Below are 15,226 nucleotides of genomic sequence, written 5' to 3'. Positions count from 1 at the left end.
CGACATCCTTCTCTTGTTATTGACCCAACCGGAACGCGGTCAGGTCGCCTTTCGTGTTCTGCATCAGCAGGATCCCGTCCGCGACCACCGGCTGCGCCACCAGCGGCTTGCGCCCGACCCGCTCGCGCGCGGCGAACTCGCCGTTGTCGAGCCGCAGCCAGTGCAGATAGCCCTTGTAGTCGCCGACCACGGCGTAGTCGCCCTGGATCGCCACACCGGTCAGCGAGCGGCGCGCCAGCCCCGGCTGCGACCACATCGCCGACCCGGAGGCCTTGTCCAGCGCCCACACGGTACCGGCGTTGTCGGCCACCACCACGTTGCCGGAACTCACGCCCACACCGCCGGCGCCGCCATGATCGCGGTTCCACAGCGGGCGGCCGCTCGGGCCTTCCAGCGCCACGGTCTGGTTCTTGAAGCTGGTCGCGTACAGCGTGGTGCCGTCGAGCACCGGCGCGCCGTCGACGTCGGCCATGCGCTCCAGTTCGGTGCGGCCTTCCGGCGTGCCGATGGTCTGCTCCCACAGCACGCGGCCGTCCTGCATCGCCAGCGCGGCCAGGGTGCCGTCGTCGTTGCCGATGAACAGCACGCCCGGACCCGCCACCACCGGCGCGTTGCCGCGCACGGTCAGGCTCGGCAGTTCCTGCGCATTGAACCAGCGCTGCTGGCCGGTGGCCGCATCGAAGGCGGTGGTGCGGCCATCATTGCTGCGCACGAACACCATGTTCTGCGCGATCACCGGCGCGGCGATCACTTCGTTGGGCACCTTGGCGCGCCACTTCTCGGTGCCGTTGGCGGCATCGAGCGCGATCACGGCGCCATCCAGCGCACCGACCACCACCAGGCCGTCGCCCACGCCGGGACCGCCGGCAAAGCGCGGCAGCGGACGCTTCTTCTCGAGCCGCTTGCGCTCCTTGGCCTGCTGCTTCTCGTTGCGCAGGCGCTGCTTGTAGGCGGCGCGCTCGTCCTTGGACAGGTTCTTGCCGGACTCGCTCTCGACCTGGCTCTTCGGCTGGTCCTCGGCCTGCGACAGCTGCTGCTTGCGCGCCTGCTTGGCGTCGTATTCCCAAATGGTCTTGCCGGTCTGCAGATCCAGCGCGTACACCGTGCCGGAGGTCGCGGCCGCATACACCTTGCCGTCGGCCACCACCGGGCGCTGGCGCACGCCGATCAGGCGCTCGCCCTTGCCGGCGTCGGTGGACCACAGCTTCACCACCTTCACCGACGGGGTGAACTTGACCAGTTCGGCCGGCTCGGCGGCCTTCTTGGCGGCCGCATCCTTGCCGGCGAACCAGCCCTTGACGGTGCTGCAGCCGGACAGCGCCAGACCCAGCAGGGCCACGGTGGCGACACGCTTGAACATGACTACCTTCATCAGATCGGCTCCGCGGCATTCGGCACGCTGCCGCCCGCATCCATCAATTTCGTTTCGACCACGCGCCGCTGCGGCGAGGCCACGTCCAGACTGGTCAGCGCCTTGGCGTACGCATCGCGCGCCGCATCGCGCTTGCCCTGCGCGATCAGCGCATCGCCGCGAATCTCCAGGCCCTGCGAATCGGTGGCCGAGGCCACCAGCGCCAGCGCGTCCTGCGGCTTGCCGCCGGAAATCAGCAACCGCGCCACGCGATGGTCGACCAGCACCTTCATTTCGCCGTCGGCCTTGAGCGCGCGCAGCGTGCTCAACGCGGCATCGGACTTGCCCGCGTCGACCTGCGCCTTGGCCAGGCGCAGCGCCGCCAGTTCGGCGTAGATGTTGGTCGAGCCCTGCTGCAGTTCGGCCATGTCCTTGGCCGCCTTGTCCAGCTGATTGGCCTGGATGCTCTTGAGCACCGCTTCGTAGCGGGCATTGGCCTGGGCCAGATCGTTGGACCGCTGCTTGGTCCACCACTGCCAGCCGATGATCGCGCCGAGGCCCAGGACGATGCCGCCGATCAGGCCGGCGCCGTTCTTCCTGAGCCAAGTGCGGACGCGTTCGCTTTGTTCGTGCTCGTCGAGCAGGTCGTCAATCGCCATGCGTACTCTCGCCCCGCCGCTGCGACGGGACATGGAATGTTGAAAGTGAGGAACCGCGCCGCCGTCACTCGGAGGCGGGCGTCACGGAACCGTCAGAGGATACCGCAAAGCGCGCCACGTTCGCGCGCCTGAACGGGGTCAGATCCACGGTACTCCCGGATTGCTGAACCTGGACCGCGGACGCATTGCCCAGCACCACGCGCCCGACCTGGCCCGGCGCATAGGTGCGGGTCTCGCCCGCCTTCAGCAGGGCTTTTTCCACCGGCGTGCCGTCGGGGGCGAGGATCTGCACCCAACTGTCGCCCTGGAACGACAAGCTCAGGGTGTTCTTCTCCGGCTCTGCGGCCGGGCGCGGCATCGGCGTCAGCGAGGCGATGTAAGGCGCGGCGCTCGGCGCAGGGCGTGCGGGCGCCGGCGCGGCCGGTGCGGCCGCAGCGGCGCCATTGGCCGGCGCCGCCGTTGCCGCCGGGGTCGTACCCGGCGTGCCCGGCACCACATCCAGCGAGGCTGTGCTGGGGCCGTTGTCGTCGGCGAAATGGCTGCGGGTGGCGTACCACACCGGCACCGCCAGTCCGGCGGTGATCACCACGTAGACCATGCGCCGGGTGGCGCTTTCGAGCATGCGCCGCAGCGGCGGGGTATGCGTGTGACTGATCAATTCGACCGGCTGCACCGGCGCGATCTGCGCGGTCTGCAGCAACGGCTCCAGATCGACGCCGAGCAGGCGCGCATAGCTGCGCAACTGCCCACGGACGAACACCGGCGCGCCGAGGCGCTGCCACTGCTCCGACTCGAGTGCCTGCACCACATGCACCGGCATGCGCAGTCGGCTGCCGACGTCGTCGATGCTCAGGCCGGCCGCTTCGCGCGCTTCGCGGAGCTGTTGCCCGCAGCCTTTGGCGCCATCGAAAGCGTTCGGATTGGAATCACTGATCACAATGCACTAGCCCCGGGTGTCGTGGTCGCGGCGTCGGGAAACTCCTTGCGCAACCGCTGTTGGTAACGGCCGGCGGCAGCCTTGTCGCCCAGCCTTTGCTCAATCTGAATAGCAAGTTGTAACACGGAAGCGGTGGCAGGCGCAGCCGCCAGACGCCGCTCGGCGAAGGCGCGCGCCTCGAAAAAGCGCCCTTGCGCGACCTCGTTGCGGGCCATCGCCTCGAGCGCGTACGCGTTGTCCGGGTCCAGATCCAGCGCCTTGCGCAGGTCGCGTTCGCCGCGCTCGCGCTGACCGACCTGCAAGGCGCAGCCGCCGGCGTTGGCCAGCGCCGAGGCCGGCGTGGCGTAGTCCTGCAGCGCGAGCGCGCGGTCGAACCAGGCCAGCGACTCGGCCGGCGACCCGTTCGCGCACAGCCAGGCACCGTAGTTGTTCAAGGTCGCACCGTTGCTCGGCGCCAGTTCCGCAGCCTTGCGGTAGTACCCGCCGGCGGTCGTGGCATCGCCGCGGCGATCGGCGAGCACCGCCAGCACGGTCAGCGCGTCCACCGATTGCGGATCCAGCGCCAGCGCCTTGCGCGCATGCGTCTGCGCCGCCTCCAGGTCGCCGGAGGCGAGCCCGTTGGCGGCCAGACCCAATTGTTCCTGCAAGGCCACCCGCGCCTTCACCGCACGGTTGTCGCGGAAGGAATACTGCGGTTGCACCTGCTCGCTGGTGCGCACCGTGCCGGTCTTGGCCGCGATCCAGTTGCAGCCCGGCAAGGCCAGCACTGCGATCGCCACCATCGCGAGGGAACGCCCTTGGCTACGCCGCCGCATCCCGATCCGCCCGCGTCTGCAATTCGCGCTTGAACTCGGCCTGTCGACGGGTGCGGTCCATGACCTGCCCCTTGAGCTGCCCGCAGGCCGCATCAATGTCGTCGCCGCGCGTGCGCCGCACCATGGTCAGCACCTGCGCGTCCAGCAGGATCTTCTGGAACGCGCGGATCTCGGTCTCGCCGGAGCGCTCGTAGCGCGTGCCCGGGAACGGATTGAACGGGATCAGGTTGACCTTGCCGGCATTCGACGCCTGCACCGCGTTGTCGAACTGGCGCATCAGCCGCGCCAGTTGCCGCGCGTGTTCGGGCTGGTCGTTGATCCCCTTCATCAGGGTGTATTCGAAGGTCACCGACTCGCGGCGCTTGTTGGCGCGCAGGTAGCGCGCACAGGCGGCCATCAGCTCGGCGATCGGGTACTTCTTGTTGAGCGGGACCAGGGTCTCGCGCAGCGCATCGTTGGGCGCATGCAGCGACACCGCCAGCGACACGTCGCTCTCGCTGGACAGGCGGTCGATCTGCGGCACCAGACCCGAGGTGGACAGGGTCACGCGCTTGTTGGCCAGGCCGTAGCCCAGGTCGTCGCGCATCACGCTCATCGCGCGCACGACGTTGTCGAAATTCATCAGCGGCTCGCCCATACCCATCATCACCACATTGGTGAGGCGGCGCATCTGGTGCGGCACATTGCCCAGATGCCGCGCCGCCACCCATACCTGGCCGATGATCTCGGCAGTGGAGAGGTTGCGGTTGAAGCCCTGGGTGGCGGTGGAGCAGAACGTGCAGTTGAGGCCGCAACCGACCTGCGAGGACACGCACAGCGTGCCGCGGGTCTTGTCGGGGATGTACACGGTCTCGATCGCGTTCTTGCCGTCCACGCCCATCGCCAGCAACCACTTGTGGGTGCCGTCGGCGGAAGGCTTGTCGAACACGATGTTGGGGACGACGACCTCGGCATGCTGCTGCAGCTTGGCGCGCAGCGCCTTGCCGAGGTCGGTCATCTGGTCGAAATCGGTGACGTAGCGGTGGTGGATCCACTTCATCACCTGGTGGGCGCGGTAGCGCGCTTCGCCGAGGGTCTCGGCGAAGAAACGCTCCAGCCCCTCGCGATCGAGGTCGAGCAGATTCTGCTTGGCCGCCGCGCCGCTCCGCACGGGATCGGCGATGGCCAAGGGAGGATGGACGACCTCGTTCACGACGACCTCGCTTAGCGCGAAACCACTTCGGTGGCGGCGAAGAAGTACGCCACTTCGTTGGCGGCGTTCTCGACCGAATCCGAGCCGTGCGCGGCGTTGGCGTCGATCGAATCGGCGAAGTCGGCGCGGATGGTGCCCGGCGCGGCGTCCTTCGGGTTGGTGGCGCCCAGCAGGTCGCGGTGCGCGGCCACGGCGTTCTCGCCTTCCAGCGCCTGGATCATCACCGGCCCGGAGATCATGAACTCGACCAGCGCGTTGAAGAACGGGCGCTCGCGGTGCACGGCGTAGAAGCCCTCGGCCTCGCGGCGCGACAGCTGCTTGTACTTGGCGGCCACGACCTTCAGGCCGGCCTTCTCGAAGCGCGAGTAGATTTCGCCGATGACGTTCTTGGCGACGGCATCGGGCTTGATGATGGACAGGGTGCGCTCCAGCGCCATGGGAAGTTCTCCGTTGGGCGGGCCACTGAAGGCCCGAGGTTAACATGAAAAAAACCCGCGTCAAAACGCGGGCTTAGCCAGAATTGCGATGGACAATTCTATCCAATCGGCGCCGGCTTTGCACGGCCGGGCCTGAATCGTGCTGCAAAGCAGCATGACGCACTTCCCGCCCGGGCCTAGACTCAAACAATCGTTTGATTGATTCTGGCGGCCGCATGGCAAAGCAAGCGCACTTCTCGACCAAGGACCGCATCCTCAGCGCGGCCGAGGAACTGTTCGCGCAGCACGGCTTTTCCGGCACCTCGCTGCGCCAGGTCACCAGCCAGGCCGACGTCAACATCGCCGCGGTGAACTACCACTTCGGGTCCAAGGAAAACCTGGTCAACGAGGTGTTCCGGCGGCGCATGGACGAAATGACCGCCGCGCGCATGGCGCAGCTGGAAGCCGCGCAGCGGCAGCATCCCGGCCAGCTAGGCCCGGTGCTGGCCGCCTTCGTCGAGCCGGCCCTGGCGATGGCCCAGGAGCGGCAGAGCGGCGGCGCCTTCGTGCGGGTGATCGCCCGCGCCTACGCCGAGAACAACGACAGCCTGCGCCAGTTCCTGTCCGACCACTACGGTCACGTGCTGCGCGAGTTCGGCAAGGCCATCGCCGCCTGCGTGCCCGGGCTGAGCAAACAGGAACTGTACTGGCGCCTGGACTTCCTGGCCGGCGCCCTGACCTACGCCATGGCCGACTTCGGCCTGATCAAGCGCCCCGCCGGCGTCAGCGAGGGCGCGCACCGTGCCCACGCCGCCCGCGAACTCATCCGTTTCGCCGAAGCCGGCTTCCTCGCCCACTCGGCTCCCTGATCCCGCAAACGTTGACCCACAGAGGCTGATCGCTATGTCCAATCCCCTGCTCGTCCGCCGTGCCGCCGTCCTGGGCGCGGGCGTGATGGGTGCGCAGATCGCTGCGCACCTGACCAACGCCGGCGTCGACACCGTGCTGTTCGACCTCCCCGCCAAGGAAGGCCCCGCCGATGGCGTGGTGCTCAAGGCGATCGCCAACCTGACCAAGCTCAGCCCGGCGCCGCTGGCCAGCACCGCCCTTGCCGAGGCCATCACCCCGGCCAACTACGACTCCGGCCTGGAGCAGCTGCGCGGCTGCGACCTGATCATCGAAGCCATCGCCGAGCGCATGGACTGGAAACAGGACCTGTACAAGAAGATCGCGCCGTTCGTGGCCGACCATGCGGTGCTGGCCTCCAACACCTCCGGCCTGGGCATCAACGCCCTGTCCGACGTGCTGCCGGAACAGCTGCGCCACCGCTTCTGCGGCGTGCACTTCTTCAACCCGCCGCGCTACATGCACCTGGCCGAGCTGATCCCGGCCAAGCACACCGAGCCGGCGGTGCTGGAAGGCCTGGAGAGCTTCCTGGTCACCACCCTGGGCAAGGGCGTGGTCTACGCCAAGGACACCCCGAACTTCATCGGCAACCGCATCGGCGTGTTCTCGATCCTGTCCACCATCCACCACACCGAGCAGTTCGGCCTGGGCTTCGACGAGGTCGACGGCCTCACCGGCCCTCTGGTCGGCCGTCCCAAGTCGGCCACCTACCGCACCTCCGACGTGGTCGGCCTGGACACCATGGCCCACGTCATCAAGACCATGGGCGACACCCTGCCGAACGATCCGTGGCATACCTTCTTCAAGGCGCCGAAGTGGCTGGAGGCGCTGATCGGCAAGGGCGCGCTGGGCCAGAAGACCGGCGCCGGCATCTTCCGCAAGGTCGGCAAGGACATCGTGGTACTGGACCTGCAGAAGCAGGACTACCGTCCGGCCGACCGCGCCGCCGCGCCGGAAGTGGTCGAGATCCTGAAGATCAAGAACCCGGCCGAGAAGTTCGCCAAGCTGCGCGAGAGCCAGCATCCGCAGGCGCAGTTCCTGTGGGCGACCTTCCGCGACCTGTTCCACTACAGCGCCTACCACCTGGCCGACATCGCCGAGACCGCGCGCGACGTGGACCTGGCGATCCGCTGGGGCTACGGCTGGGCGCTGGGTCCGTTCGAGACCTGGCAGGCCGCCGGCTGGAAGCAGGTCGCGCAGTGGATCGCCGACGACATCGCTGCCGGCAAGAGCATGAGCAGCGCGCCGCTGCCGAACTGGGTGTTCGATGGCCGCGACGGCGTTCACGCCGCCGAGGGCTCGTACAGCCCGGCGCGCGACGCCAAGCTGCCGCGCTCGGCGCTGCCGGTGTACAAGCGCCAGCGCTTCCCCGATCCGCTGCTGGGCGAGAAGTTCGCGCAGGGCGAGACCGTGTTCGAGAACGACGGCCTGCGCATGTGGCACGACGGCGACGACATCGCCGTGGTCAGCTTCAAGACCAAGATGAACACCGTCTCCGACCAGGTGCTGGACGGCCTGCAGGAAGCGGTGGGCCGCGCCGAGAAGGACTTCAAGGGCCTGGTGCTGTGGCAGCACAAGGAACCCTTCTCTGCCGGCGCCGACCTGGCCGGTGCGCTGGGCCTGCTGCAGGCCGGCAAGGTCGATGCGTTCGAGGCGATGGTCGCCAACTTCCAGGCCACCAGCCAGCGCATCAAGTATTCGCTGGTGCCGGTCGTCGCGGCGGTGCGCGGTCTCGCGCTGGGCGGCGGCTGCGAGTTCCAGATGCACAGCGCCAAGACCGTGGCTGCGCTGGAGAGCTACATCGGCCTGGTCGAGGCCGGCGTGGGCCTGCTGCCGGCCGGCGGCGGCCTCAAGGAGATCGCGGTGCGCGCGGCGCAGGCCGCGGGTCCGGGTGGCGACGTGTTCGCCGAGCTGAAGAAGACCTTCGAGACCGTGGCCATGGCCAAGGTCTCCACCTCGGCGGTCAACGCCAAGGAACTGGGCCTGCTGCGCGGCACCGACAAGGTGGTGTTCAACAGCTACGAATCGCTGTACATCGCCAAGGCCGAGGCGCGCGCCCTGGCCGAGGGGGGCTACCGCCCGCCGCTGCCGGCCCGACGCATCCAGGTCGCCGGCGACGTCGGCATCGCGACCTTCAAGATGCTGCTGGTCAACATGCTGGAAGGCCGCTTCATCAGCGAGTACGACTACGAGATCGCCACCCGCATCGCCACCGTGCTGTGCGGCGGCGAAGTCGACCGCGGCGCGCTGGTGGACGAGGAATGGCTGCTCAAGCTCGAGCGCAAGCACTTCGTCGAACTGGCCCAGCAGGAAAAGACCCAGGCGCGGATTGGGCACATGCTCAAGACGGGTAAGCCGTTGAGGAACTGAGATTCGGGAGTCGGGATTGGGGATTCGCACCAGCGGATCCCCACTTCCAACGATTCTCGCCTCCCACAAATTCATCCGCCGGGCAGGAAACATTCGGGCACCGGGATCCGCTCTGACGAATCCCCAATCCCGAATCCCCAATCCCGGCTTTCGGAGAAAGCCAAATGAGCAAACAGATCCAGGAAGCCTACATCGTCGCCGCCACCCGTACCCCGGTCGGCAAGGCGCCCAAGGGCATGTTCCGCAACACCCGTCCCGACGACATGCTGGCGCACGTGCTGCGCGCGGTGGTGGCGCAGGCGCCGGGCATCGATACCTCGCGCATCGACGACGCGATCATCGGCTGCGCGATGCCCGAGGGCGAGCAAGGCATGAACGTGGCGCGCATCGGCGTGCTGCTGGCCGGCCTGCCGAATTCGGTGGCCGGACAGACCATCAACCGCTTCTGCTCCTCGGGCATCCAGGCGGTGGCGCTGGCCGCCGACCAGATCCGCCTGGGCAACGCCGACCTGATGCTGGCCGGCGGCACCGAGTCGATGTCGATGGTGCCGATGATGGGCAACAAGGTCGCGCTGTCGCCGAGCGTGTTCGCCGACGACCACGTCGCCATCGCCTACGGCATGGGCATCACCGCCGAGAAGGTGGCCGAGGAATGGAAGGTGTCGCGCGAGGACCAGGATGCCTTCGCCCTCGCCTCGCACCAGAAGGCCATCGCCGCGATCGCCGCCGGCGAGTTCCGCGACGAGATCAGCCCGTACGAGATCGTCTCGCACCAGCCCGACCTGGCCGGCAACGTCATCGCCCTGCGCAAGAAGCTGGTCGACACCGACGAAGGCCCGCGTCCGGACAGCTCGATCGAAGGCCTGGCCAAGCTGCGCCCGGTGTTCCGCAACGGCCAGTTCGGCGGCAGCGTCACCGCCGGCAACTCCTCGCAGATGAGCGACGGCGCCGGTGCGGTGCTGCTGGCCTCCGAGCAGGCGATCAAGGACTACGGGCTGACCCCACTGGCCCGCTTCGTCAGCTTCTCGGTCGCCGGCGTGCGTCCGGAAGTGATGGGCATCGGCCCGATCGAGGCGATTCCGAAGGCGCTCAAGCAGGCCGGCCTGAGCAAGGACCAGTTGGACTGGATCGAGCTCAACGAAGCCTTCGCCGCGCAGTCGCTGGCGGTGATCCGCGACAGCGGCCTGGACCCGTCCAAGGTCAATCCGCTGGGCGGTGCCATCGCCCTGGGCCATCCGCTGGGCGCCACCGGCGCGATCCGCACCGCCACCCTGGTGCACGGCCTGCGTCGCCACAAGCAGAAGTACGGCATGGTCACCATGTGCATCGGCACCGGCATGGGCGCCGCGGGCATCATCGAGGCGCTGTAAGCGCTCGGCAGCGCCCTACCCTCAGCACCTTATCCAAAAGCGGGCCATAGCCCCTCTCCCACCGGGAGAGGGGTTGGGGTGAGGGTCCGGCATCAAGCGTTGTTGCGCACGCCAGCGCAAAAAAAGCAGCCTCGCGGCTGCTTTTTTGTTTGTCATCCGATTCGACCGATTCGGATCGAATCATTGCTTGACGCTACTGGATCAGAAACTCGGCCAGCGCGCCACCCTGCAGCGGCGCGCTGTGCCCAGCTCACTCCTCGGCAAGCATCTGGGTCAGCTTCTCGCGTGCCGGCTTGGCCAGCTTCTTGTTCTCCAGCGCGAAGCGGATGGTCGCCTCGACCAGGCCCAGGTGGGTGCCGCAATCGAAACGGGTGCCCTCGAAGCGGTAGGCGTCGACTTCGTCGGTCTTCAACAGCGCGGCGATGGCGTCGGTCAGCTGGATCTCGCCGCCGGCACCGGTGCCGGTGCTTTCCAGCAGTTCGAAGATCTTCGAGCTGAGCACGTAGCGACCGACCACCGCCAGATCGCTCGGCGCGTCTTCGGGCTTGGGCTTCTCGACGATCTGCGCGATGCGGCCCTTGCGACCGTCGAAGGCCTCGGTGGCGACGATGCCATAGCTGGCGGTGTTCTCGTGCGGCACGTCTTCCACGGCGATCACGCTGGCGCCGCTGCGCTCGTTGAGATCGGCCATCTGCTTCAGCGCACCGTCGCCGCGGTTCCAGATCAGGTCGTCCGGCAGCAGCACCGCGAACGGCTCGTCGCCGATCACCGACTTGGCGCACAGCACCGCATGGCCCAGGCCCAGCGCTTCGGCCTGGGTCACGAAGATCGCGCGCACGCCATCGGGCAGCACGTGGCGGATCATTTCCAGCTGTTCGTGCTTGCCGGCACGCTCCAGCTTCTGCTCCAGTTCGTAGGCCTTGTCGAAATAATCCGCGACTGCGTGCTTGTAGCGGTTGGTGACGAAGATCAGGGTGTCGCAACCGGCCTCGATCGCCTCGTCGACGGCGTACTGGATCAGCGGCCGATCGATGATCGGCAGCATTTCCTTGGGAACCGTCTTGGTGGCGGGAAGGAAGCGGGTACCCAAACCTGCCACCGGGAATACTGCCTTGCGGATTCTCTTGCTCATCAGAGCCTTCTGGCCTCGCGTGCGGGGAATGGAACGATGGTAGCGGAGCCGTCGTGACCGTCTTGCTGACGCAAGGGCGCGAACTCCGGCATGGTCATGCGCAACACCTTCTCGATGGTGTCGCTGTCGTAATCGGCCACCGCGGCGCGCAACTGCTGCACGCCGCGCAGCACGTCCTCGCGCGAGAAGCTGCGCACGCCCGCTTCCAGGATCTTCGGATGCGAGGTGGGCCGATAGTTCTCGTCGGCATAGAACAGGGTTTCGTGCAGCTTCTCGCCCGGCCGCAGGCCGGTGTAGACGATGGCGATGTCGCGCCCGGGCTGCTTGCCCGCCAGGCGGATCATCTGCTCGGCCAGCAGACGGATCGGCACCGGCTCGCCCATGTCCAGGGTGTAGATGGCGCCATGCGACGCGGAAGCCGCGGCCTGCACGATCAGCTGGCTGGCTTCGGGAATGGTCATGAAGTAGCGCGTCACCTGCGGATCGGTCACCGTCACCGGGCCGCCCTGGCGGATCTGCTCGCGGAACAGTGGCACCACGCTGCCGGCCGAATCGAGCACGTTGCCGAAGCGCACCGTCACGAAGCGCGTGCTCACCGCCTGGTCGTCCAGCGACTGGCACACCATTTCCGCATAGCGCTTGGATGCGCCGAGCAGATTGACCGGATTGACCGCCTTGTCGGTGGAAATGAACACGAAGGTCGAGACCTTGGCGGCGACGCAGGCACGCGCCACGTTCTCGGTGGCCAGCACGTTGTTGCGCACCGCCTCGCGGCACTGCTGCTCCAGCAGCGGCACCTGCTTGTAGGCAGCGGCATGGAACACCGCGTCCGGCTCGGCCACCTGCATGGCGTGGCGGATCACCGCCGGATCGCCGCAATCGCCGAGCACGCAGGCGATCTCCAGATCGGGGAAGGTCCGGCGCAGGTCGGCATGGATGGTGATCAGCGCCAGTTCGCTGATCTCCAGCAACACGATCTTGCGTGCACCGTGGCGTGCGCACTGCCGGCACAGTTCCGAGCCGATCGAGCCGCCGGCGCCGGTGACCAGCACGGTACGCCCCGACAGCCAGCCCTTGATCAGCTTCCAGTCCGGGGTCACCGGCTTGCGCCCGAGCAGGTCCTCGATCGCAACCTCCTTCAGTTCGCCCGGCAGGTAATGGCCGTCGAGCACGTCGAGCAGTCGTGGCACGGTGCGGAACGGCAGACCGGTGCTTTCGCAGATCGCCACCACGCGCTGCATGCCGGCCGCGTCCAGCGACGGAATCGCGATGACCAGCAGCTTGGCCGCGGTCTCCTTGGCGATCGCGCCGGCCTCGTCGATGCGGCCCAGGATCGGCAGGCCCTGCAGCTTGGCGCCGTGCAGATGGCCGGCGTCGTCGACGAATCCCACGGGCTGGTAGGCACCGGAACGGCGCAGGTCGCGCACCAGTGCTTCGGCCGCACGGCCGGCACCGACGATCAGTACACGCCGCGCGGTGTCGTCCGAATGCGCGATCTGGTAGTCCTTCCAGGCGCGGTACAGCAGCCGCGGCGCGCCCAGCAGCGCCGACAGCGCGAACGGATACACCATCAGCACCGACAGCGGGATCGCATCGAAACGGCTGTAGGCCAGCCCAAGCACGATCGCCACCAGGCCATAGAAGCTGGCCTTGAAGATATTGAGCAGGTCGGGAACGCTGGCGAAGCGCCACAGGCCGCGGTACAGGCCGACCTTCCAGAACACCAGCCCCTGGGCCACCAGTACGATGGCGGTGTTGAGGTTCCACAGCGGCAACGGATGCTCGCCGGGGAGCATCGTGTAGCGCGCGGCGTGCAGCAGTTGCCAGCAGACCCAGACGATGGCCAGATCGTGGATGACCACGGAGGCCTTCGGAAACAACTCGGTGACTCGGTCGCGCGTGGAAAGCATCAGTAATCCGTAAGAGTTCGGCGCATCCGGTTGCGCAAAGCCAGCCAAAGCACACCTGCCGAACAGAACCAGGCGATCGTCAGACCGGCCTGGAGGCCCGCATCCAGCGGTCTGCCCAGCCGCGCAATTGTAATCGCGACAATGCTGAACAGACCGTAGGCGAGCGTGACGACAGTATGGCTACTGCCGGTGTGTACCCAACGCTGATAGAAATGTTGCGCGTGCGGTTGCCACCAGCGTTCGCCGGCGAGCATGCGCGAGGCGAGCGTGAAGCCCGCGTCGATAGCAAAGGCCGACAGCGGCAAGGCCGGCAGCCAGGGCGCCTGGCCGCCGACGACAATGCACCAGGCGAACAGCGCGGCGATCAGGTAACCGAGCGCGCCGCTGCCGACATCGCCGAGGAAAATGCGCGCCCGCGGGTAGTTGAACGGCAAAAATCCCGCGCAGGCCACCAGCAGCACCCAGCACGGCCAACGCAGCGGCTCAGGCAGCAACCAGGCGAATCCCAGGGCGGCGAGCATCGCCTGGCTAGTGGCCAGACCATTGATGCCATCCATGAAATTCCAGATGTTGATCAACGAAACCGCCGCCAACCACACCAGCGCGACCATCCACAGTGGTTGGCTCGCCTTGTAGACAAGTGCAGCCAGCAGGGCCGCCGCCACCGCATGCACCAGTAATCGTAATCCCGCCGACAACGAACGGTGGTCGTCCCACCAACCGACGCCGGCGACCAGCATCAGGCCAGCGGCAACGGTGGCGACGCCCGCGCCGTGCTGCGGCCATCGCAGGGCCGCCCAGCCGCAGGCCAGCAGCACCGCCGCAACGATCGCCACGCCGCCGCCGCGCGGCGTCGCCACGGTGTGGCTGCGCCGCTCGCCGGGCGCATCCATCAACTTGCGTTTGAGTGCGTACTGGCGCGACAGCCAGGTGCCGGCCGCGCTGAACACCCCGAGCGCCAAGAGCAGCGCGGCTCCTGCGATGGGCACTACACCACCGCGTAGTTGAGCAACGGCTTGACCGTGCCCCACTCCTTGCAGCTGGGGCATTGCCAGTGGTGGGTGCGCGCGCCGAAGCCGCAGCGGGTGCAGCGATAGCTGGGATTGCGCACCAGCAACTGGTCGGTGATGTGCTTGAGGTCCTGCAGGGTCGCGGTGGAATCGGCACCTTCGGCCAGGGTCAGGTCGATCAGCGCGGACTCGCCGCGCACCGACGGCCGGTCCTTGAGTTGCCGGCCCAGATAGGAGCGCGCGGCGGAAATGCCTTCCTGCGACTCCATCAGGCGGGTCAGCGCCAGCACCGGGGCGATGCCGCGGTAGTGCTCGGTCATCTCCGACAGGAACGCACGCGCGCCACTGAGATCCTGGCCACGGCGGTAGCACTCCATCAGCGCCGGCATGATCTCCGGCAGGTAGTCCGGGTCGTGGCGCGCAGCGCGCTCGAAGGCGCGGATGGCGGCCTCGTCGTTGCCGTCGTCGACGTCGATGCGCCCTTCCAGGATGCCGGCGCGCACCGACTTGGCGTCGGCCTGGTAGGCGCGTGCGATCGCCGCGCGCGCCAAGTCGTTCTTGCCCGAGGCGCGATAGCGATCGGCCAGCTCGCATTCGAACTGGGCGATCAGCTTGCCCATCGGCTCGCCGGTCACCTCTTCGTAGCGGGTGGCGTTGTCGATGGCCTTTTCCCAGTCGCGCTCGGCCTGATAGATGCTGATCAGGTGCTTGAGCGCCTGCGGCGCGCGCTGGTCGATCTGCGCCAGTTCGGTGAACACGGTTTCGGCGCGGTCCAGCAGCCCCGACTTCATGTAGTCCTCGCCCAGCGCCAGCAAGGCCTGCACGCGCTGCGCGTCGCTCAGGTCGCCGCGCTGGACCAGGCCCTGGTGCAGGCGGATGGCGCGGTCGACCTCACCACGGCGGCGGAACAGGTGGCCCAGCGCGACCTGGGTCTCGAAGGTTTCCTTGTCCAGTTCGGCGATGTGCAGGAACAGCTCGATCGCCTTGTCCGGCTGCTCGTTGAGCAGGTAGTTGAGGCCGCGGAAATAGGTGCTGGAGAGCCGGCTGACCTGGGTGTCGCCATGACGCTGGCCGCCACGGCGACCGATCACCCAGCCGCTCAGCGCCGCCAGCGGCAGAAACAGGAAGAACCAGAACCACTCGGTCAGAAAGTCCATC

The 15,226-nt window shown here is 67.5% G+C and carries 13 protein-coding genes; 3 read left to right on the top strand and 10 right to left on the bottom strand.

The window, feature by feature from the left end; genetic code table 11:
* Window positions 1–16: 16 nt before the first annotated feature.
* The 6 genes from bamB to ndk form a co-directional block, all read right to left on the bottom strand.
* Window positions 17–1,372: an outer membrane protein assembly factor BamB gene (gene bamB, locus AC1PK7_RS10205; RefSeq protein WP_481100704.1), complete on the bottom strand. Its 1,356-nt coding sequence runs from the start codon at window positions 1,370–1,372 to the stop codon at window positions 17–19.
* A complete protein-coding gene (locus AC1PK7_RS10200; RefSeq protein ID WP_481100703.1) occupies window positions 1,372–2,010 on the bottom strand; it encodes a YfgM family protein in 639 nt (212 codons plus the stop codon). The genes bamB and AC1PK7_RS10200 overlap by 1 nt, the downstream gene beginning before the upstream one ends.
* A gap of 64 nt (window positions 2,011–2,074) precedes the next feature.
* Complete coding sequence (locus AC1PK7_RS10195) at window positions 2,075–2,947, bottom strand: helix-turn-helix domain-containing protein (protein ID WP_481100702.1); 873 nt, start codon at window positions 2,945–2,947, stop codon at window positions 2,075–2,077.
* Entirely contained in the window at window positions 2,944–3,762 is an 819-nt protein-coding gene (gene pilW, locus AC1PK7_RS10190; RefSeq protein ID WP_209245731.1) for a type IV pilus biogenesis/stability protein PilW, read from the bottom strand. Before pilW ends, AC1PK7_RS10195 begins: the two co-directional genes overlap by 4 nt.
* Window positions 3,749–4,954 carry a dual-specificity RNA methyltransferase RlmN gene (rlmN, locus tag AC1PK7_RS10185; protein ID WP_420009757.1) on the bottom strand — a complete coding sequence of 402 codons (1,206 nt, stop codon included), beginning with the start codon at window positions 4,952–4,954 and terminating at the stop codon, window positions 3,749–3,751. Before rlmN ends, pilW begins: the two co-directional genes overlap by 14 nt.
* Window positions 4,955–4,965: 11 nt before the next feature.
* A complete protein-coding gene (gene ndk / locus AC1PK7_RS10180) occupies window positions 4,966–5,391 on the bottom strand; it encodes a nucleoside-diphosphate kinase (RefSeq protein WP_002812972.1) in 426 nt (141 codons plus the stop codon).
* Between the two features lie 215 nt (window positions 5,392–5,606).
* Here ndk and AC1PK7_RS10175 point away from each other — a divergent pair, with 215 nt between their 5' ends.
* The 3 genes from AC1PK7_RS10175 to AC1PK7_RS10165 all read left to right on the top strand — a co-directional run bounded on the left by AC1PK7_RS10175 (window position 5,607) and on the right by AC1PK7_RS10165 (window position 10,016).
* Window positions 5,607–6,239 (top strand): TetR/AcrR family transcriptional regulator, encoded by a 633-nt coding sequence (locus AC1PK7_RS10175; RefSeq protein WP_010342898.1) that lies wholly within the window; start codon window positions 5,607–5,609, stop codon window positions 6,237–6,239.
* Window positions 6,240–6,273: 34 nt separating this feature from the next.
* Window positions 6,274–8,646, top strand: a complete 2,373-nt coding sequence (locus AC1PK7_RS10170; RefSeq protein WP_481100701.1) for a 3-hydroxyacyl-CoA dehydrogenase/enoyl-CoA hydratase family protein — start codon at window positions 6,274–6,276, stop codon at window positions 8,644–8,646.
* A 164-nt stretch (window positions 8,647–8,810) separates the two neighbouring features.
* Window positions 8,811–10,016 carry an acetyl-CoA C-acyltransferase gene (locus tag AC1PK7_RS10165; protein ID WP_010342896.1) on the top strand — a complete coding sequence of 402 codons (1,206 nt, stop codon included), beginning with the start codon at window positions 8,811–8,813 and terminating at the stop codon, window positions 10,014–10,016.
* Window positions 10,017–10,266: 250 nt separating this feature from the next.
* On the opposite strand, the gene galU is transcribed toward AC1PK7_RS10165, so the two are convergent.
* Genes galU through lapB form a run of 4 tightly spaced genes read right to left on the bottom strand, consistent with a single transcriptional unit; the run spans window position 10,267 to window position 15,225 of the window.
* Window positions 10,267–11,148 (bottom strand): UTP--glucose-1-phosphate uridylyltransferase GalU, encoded by an 882-nt coding sequence (gene galU, locus AC1PK7_RS10160; protein WP_242158990.1) that lies wholly within the window; start codon window positions 11,146–11,148, stop codon window positions 10,267–10,269.
* Window positions 11,148–13,058: a polysaccharide biosynthesis protein gene (locus AC1PK7_RS10155; RefSeq protein ID WP_481100700.1), complete on the bottom strand. Its 1,911-nt coding sequence runs from the start codon at window positions 13,056–13,058 to the stop codon at window positions 11,148–11,150. Before AC1PK7_RS10155 ends, galU begins: the two co-directional genes overlap by 1 nt.
* Window positions 13,058–14,047, bottom strand: coding sequence for an MraY family glycosyltransferase (locus tag AC1PK7_RS10150; protein WP_481100699.1), 990 nt, complete (start codon window positions 14,045–14,047; stop codon window positions 13,058–13,060). The genes AC1PK7_RS10155 and AC1PK7_RS10150 overlap by 1 nt, the downstream gene beginning before the upstream one ends.
* Window positions 14,047–15,225, bottom strand: a complete 1,179-nt coding sequence (gene lapB, locus AC1PK7_RS10145; RefSeq protein WP_481100698.1) for a lipopolysaccharide assembly protein LapB — start codon at window positions 15,223–15,225, stop codon at window positions 14,047–14,049. The genes AC1PK7_RS10150 and lapB overlap by 1 nt, the downstream gene beginning before the upstream one ends.
* Window position 15,226 lies beyond the last annotated feature (1 nt).

This window comes from Xanthomonas sp. NCPPB 3174 (assembly GCF_056725205.1).
Note: the sequence above shows the minus strand (reverse complement) of the source record. Positions and strands in the feature narration are given on the sequence as shown.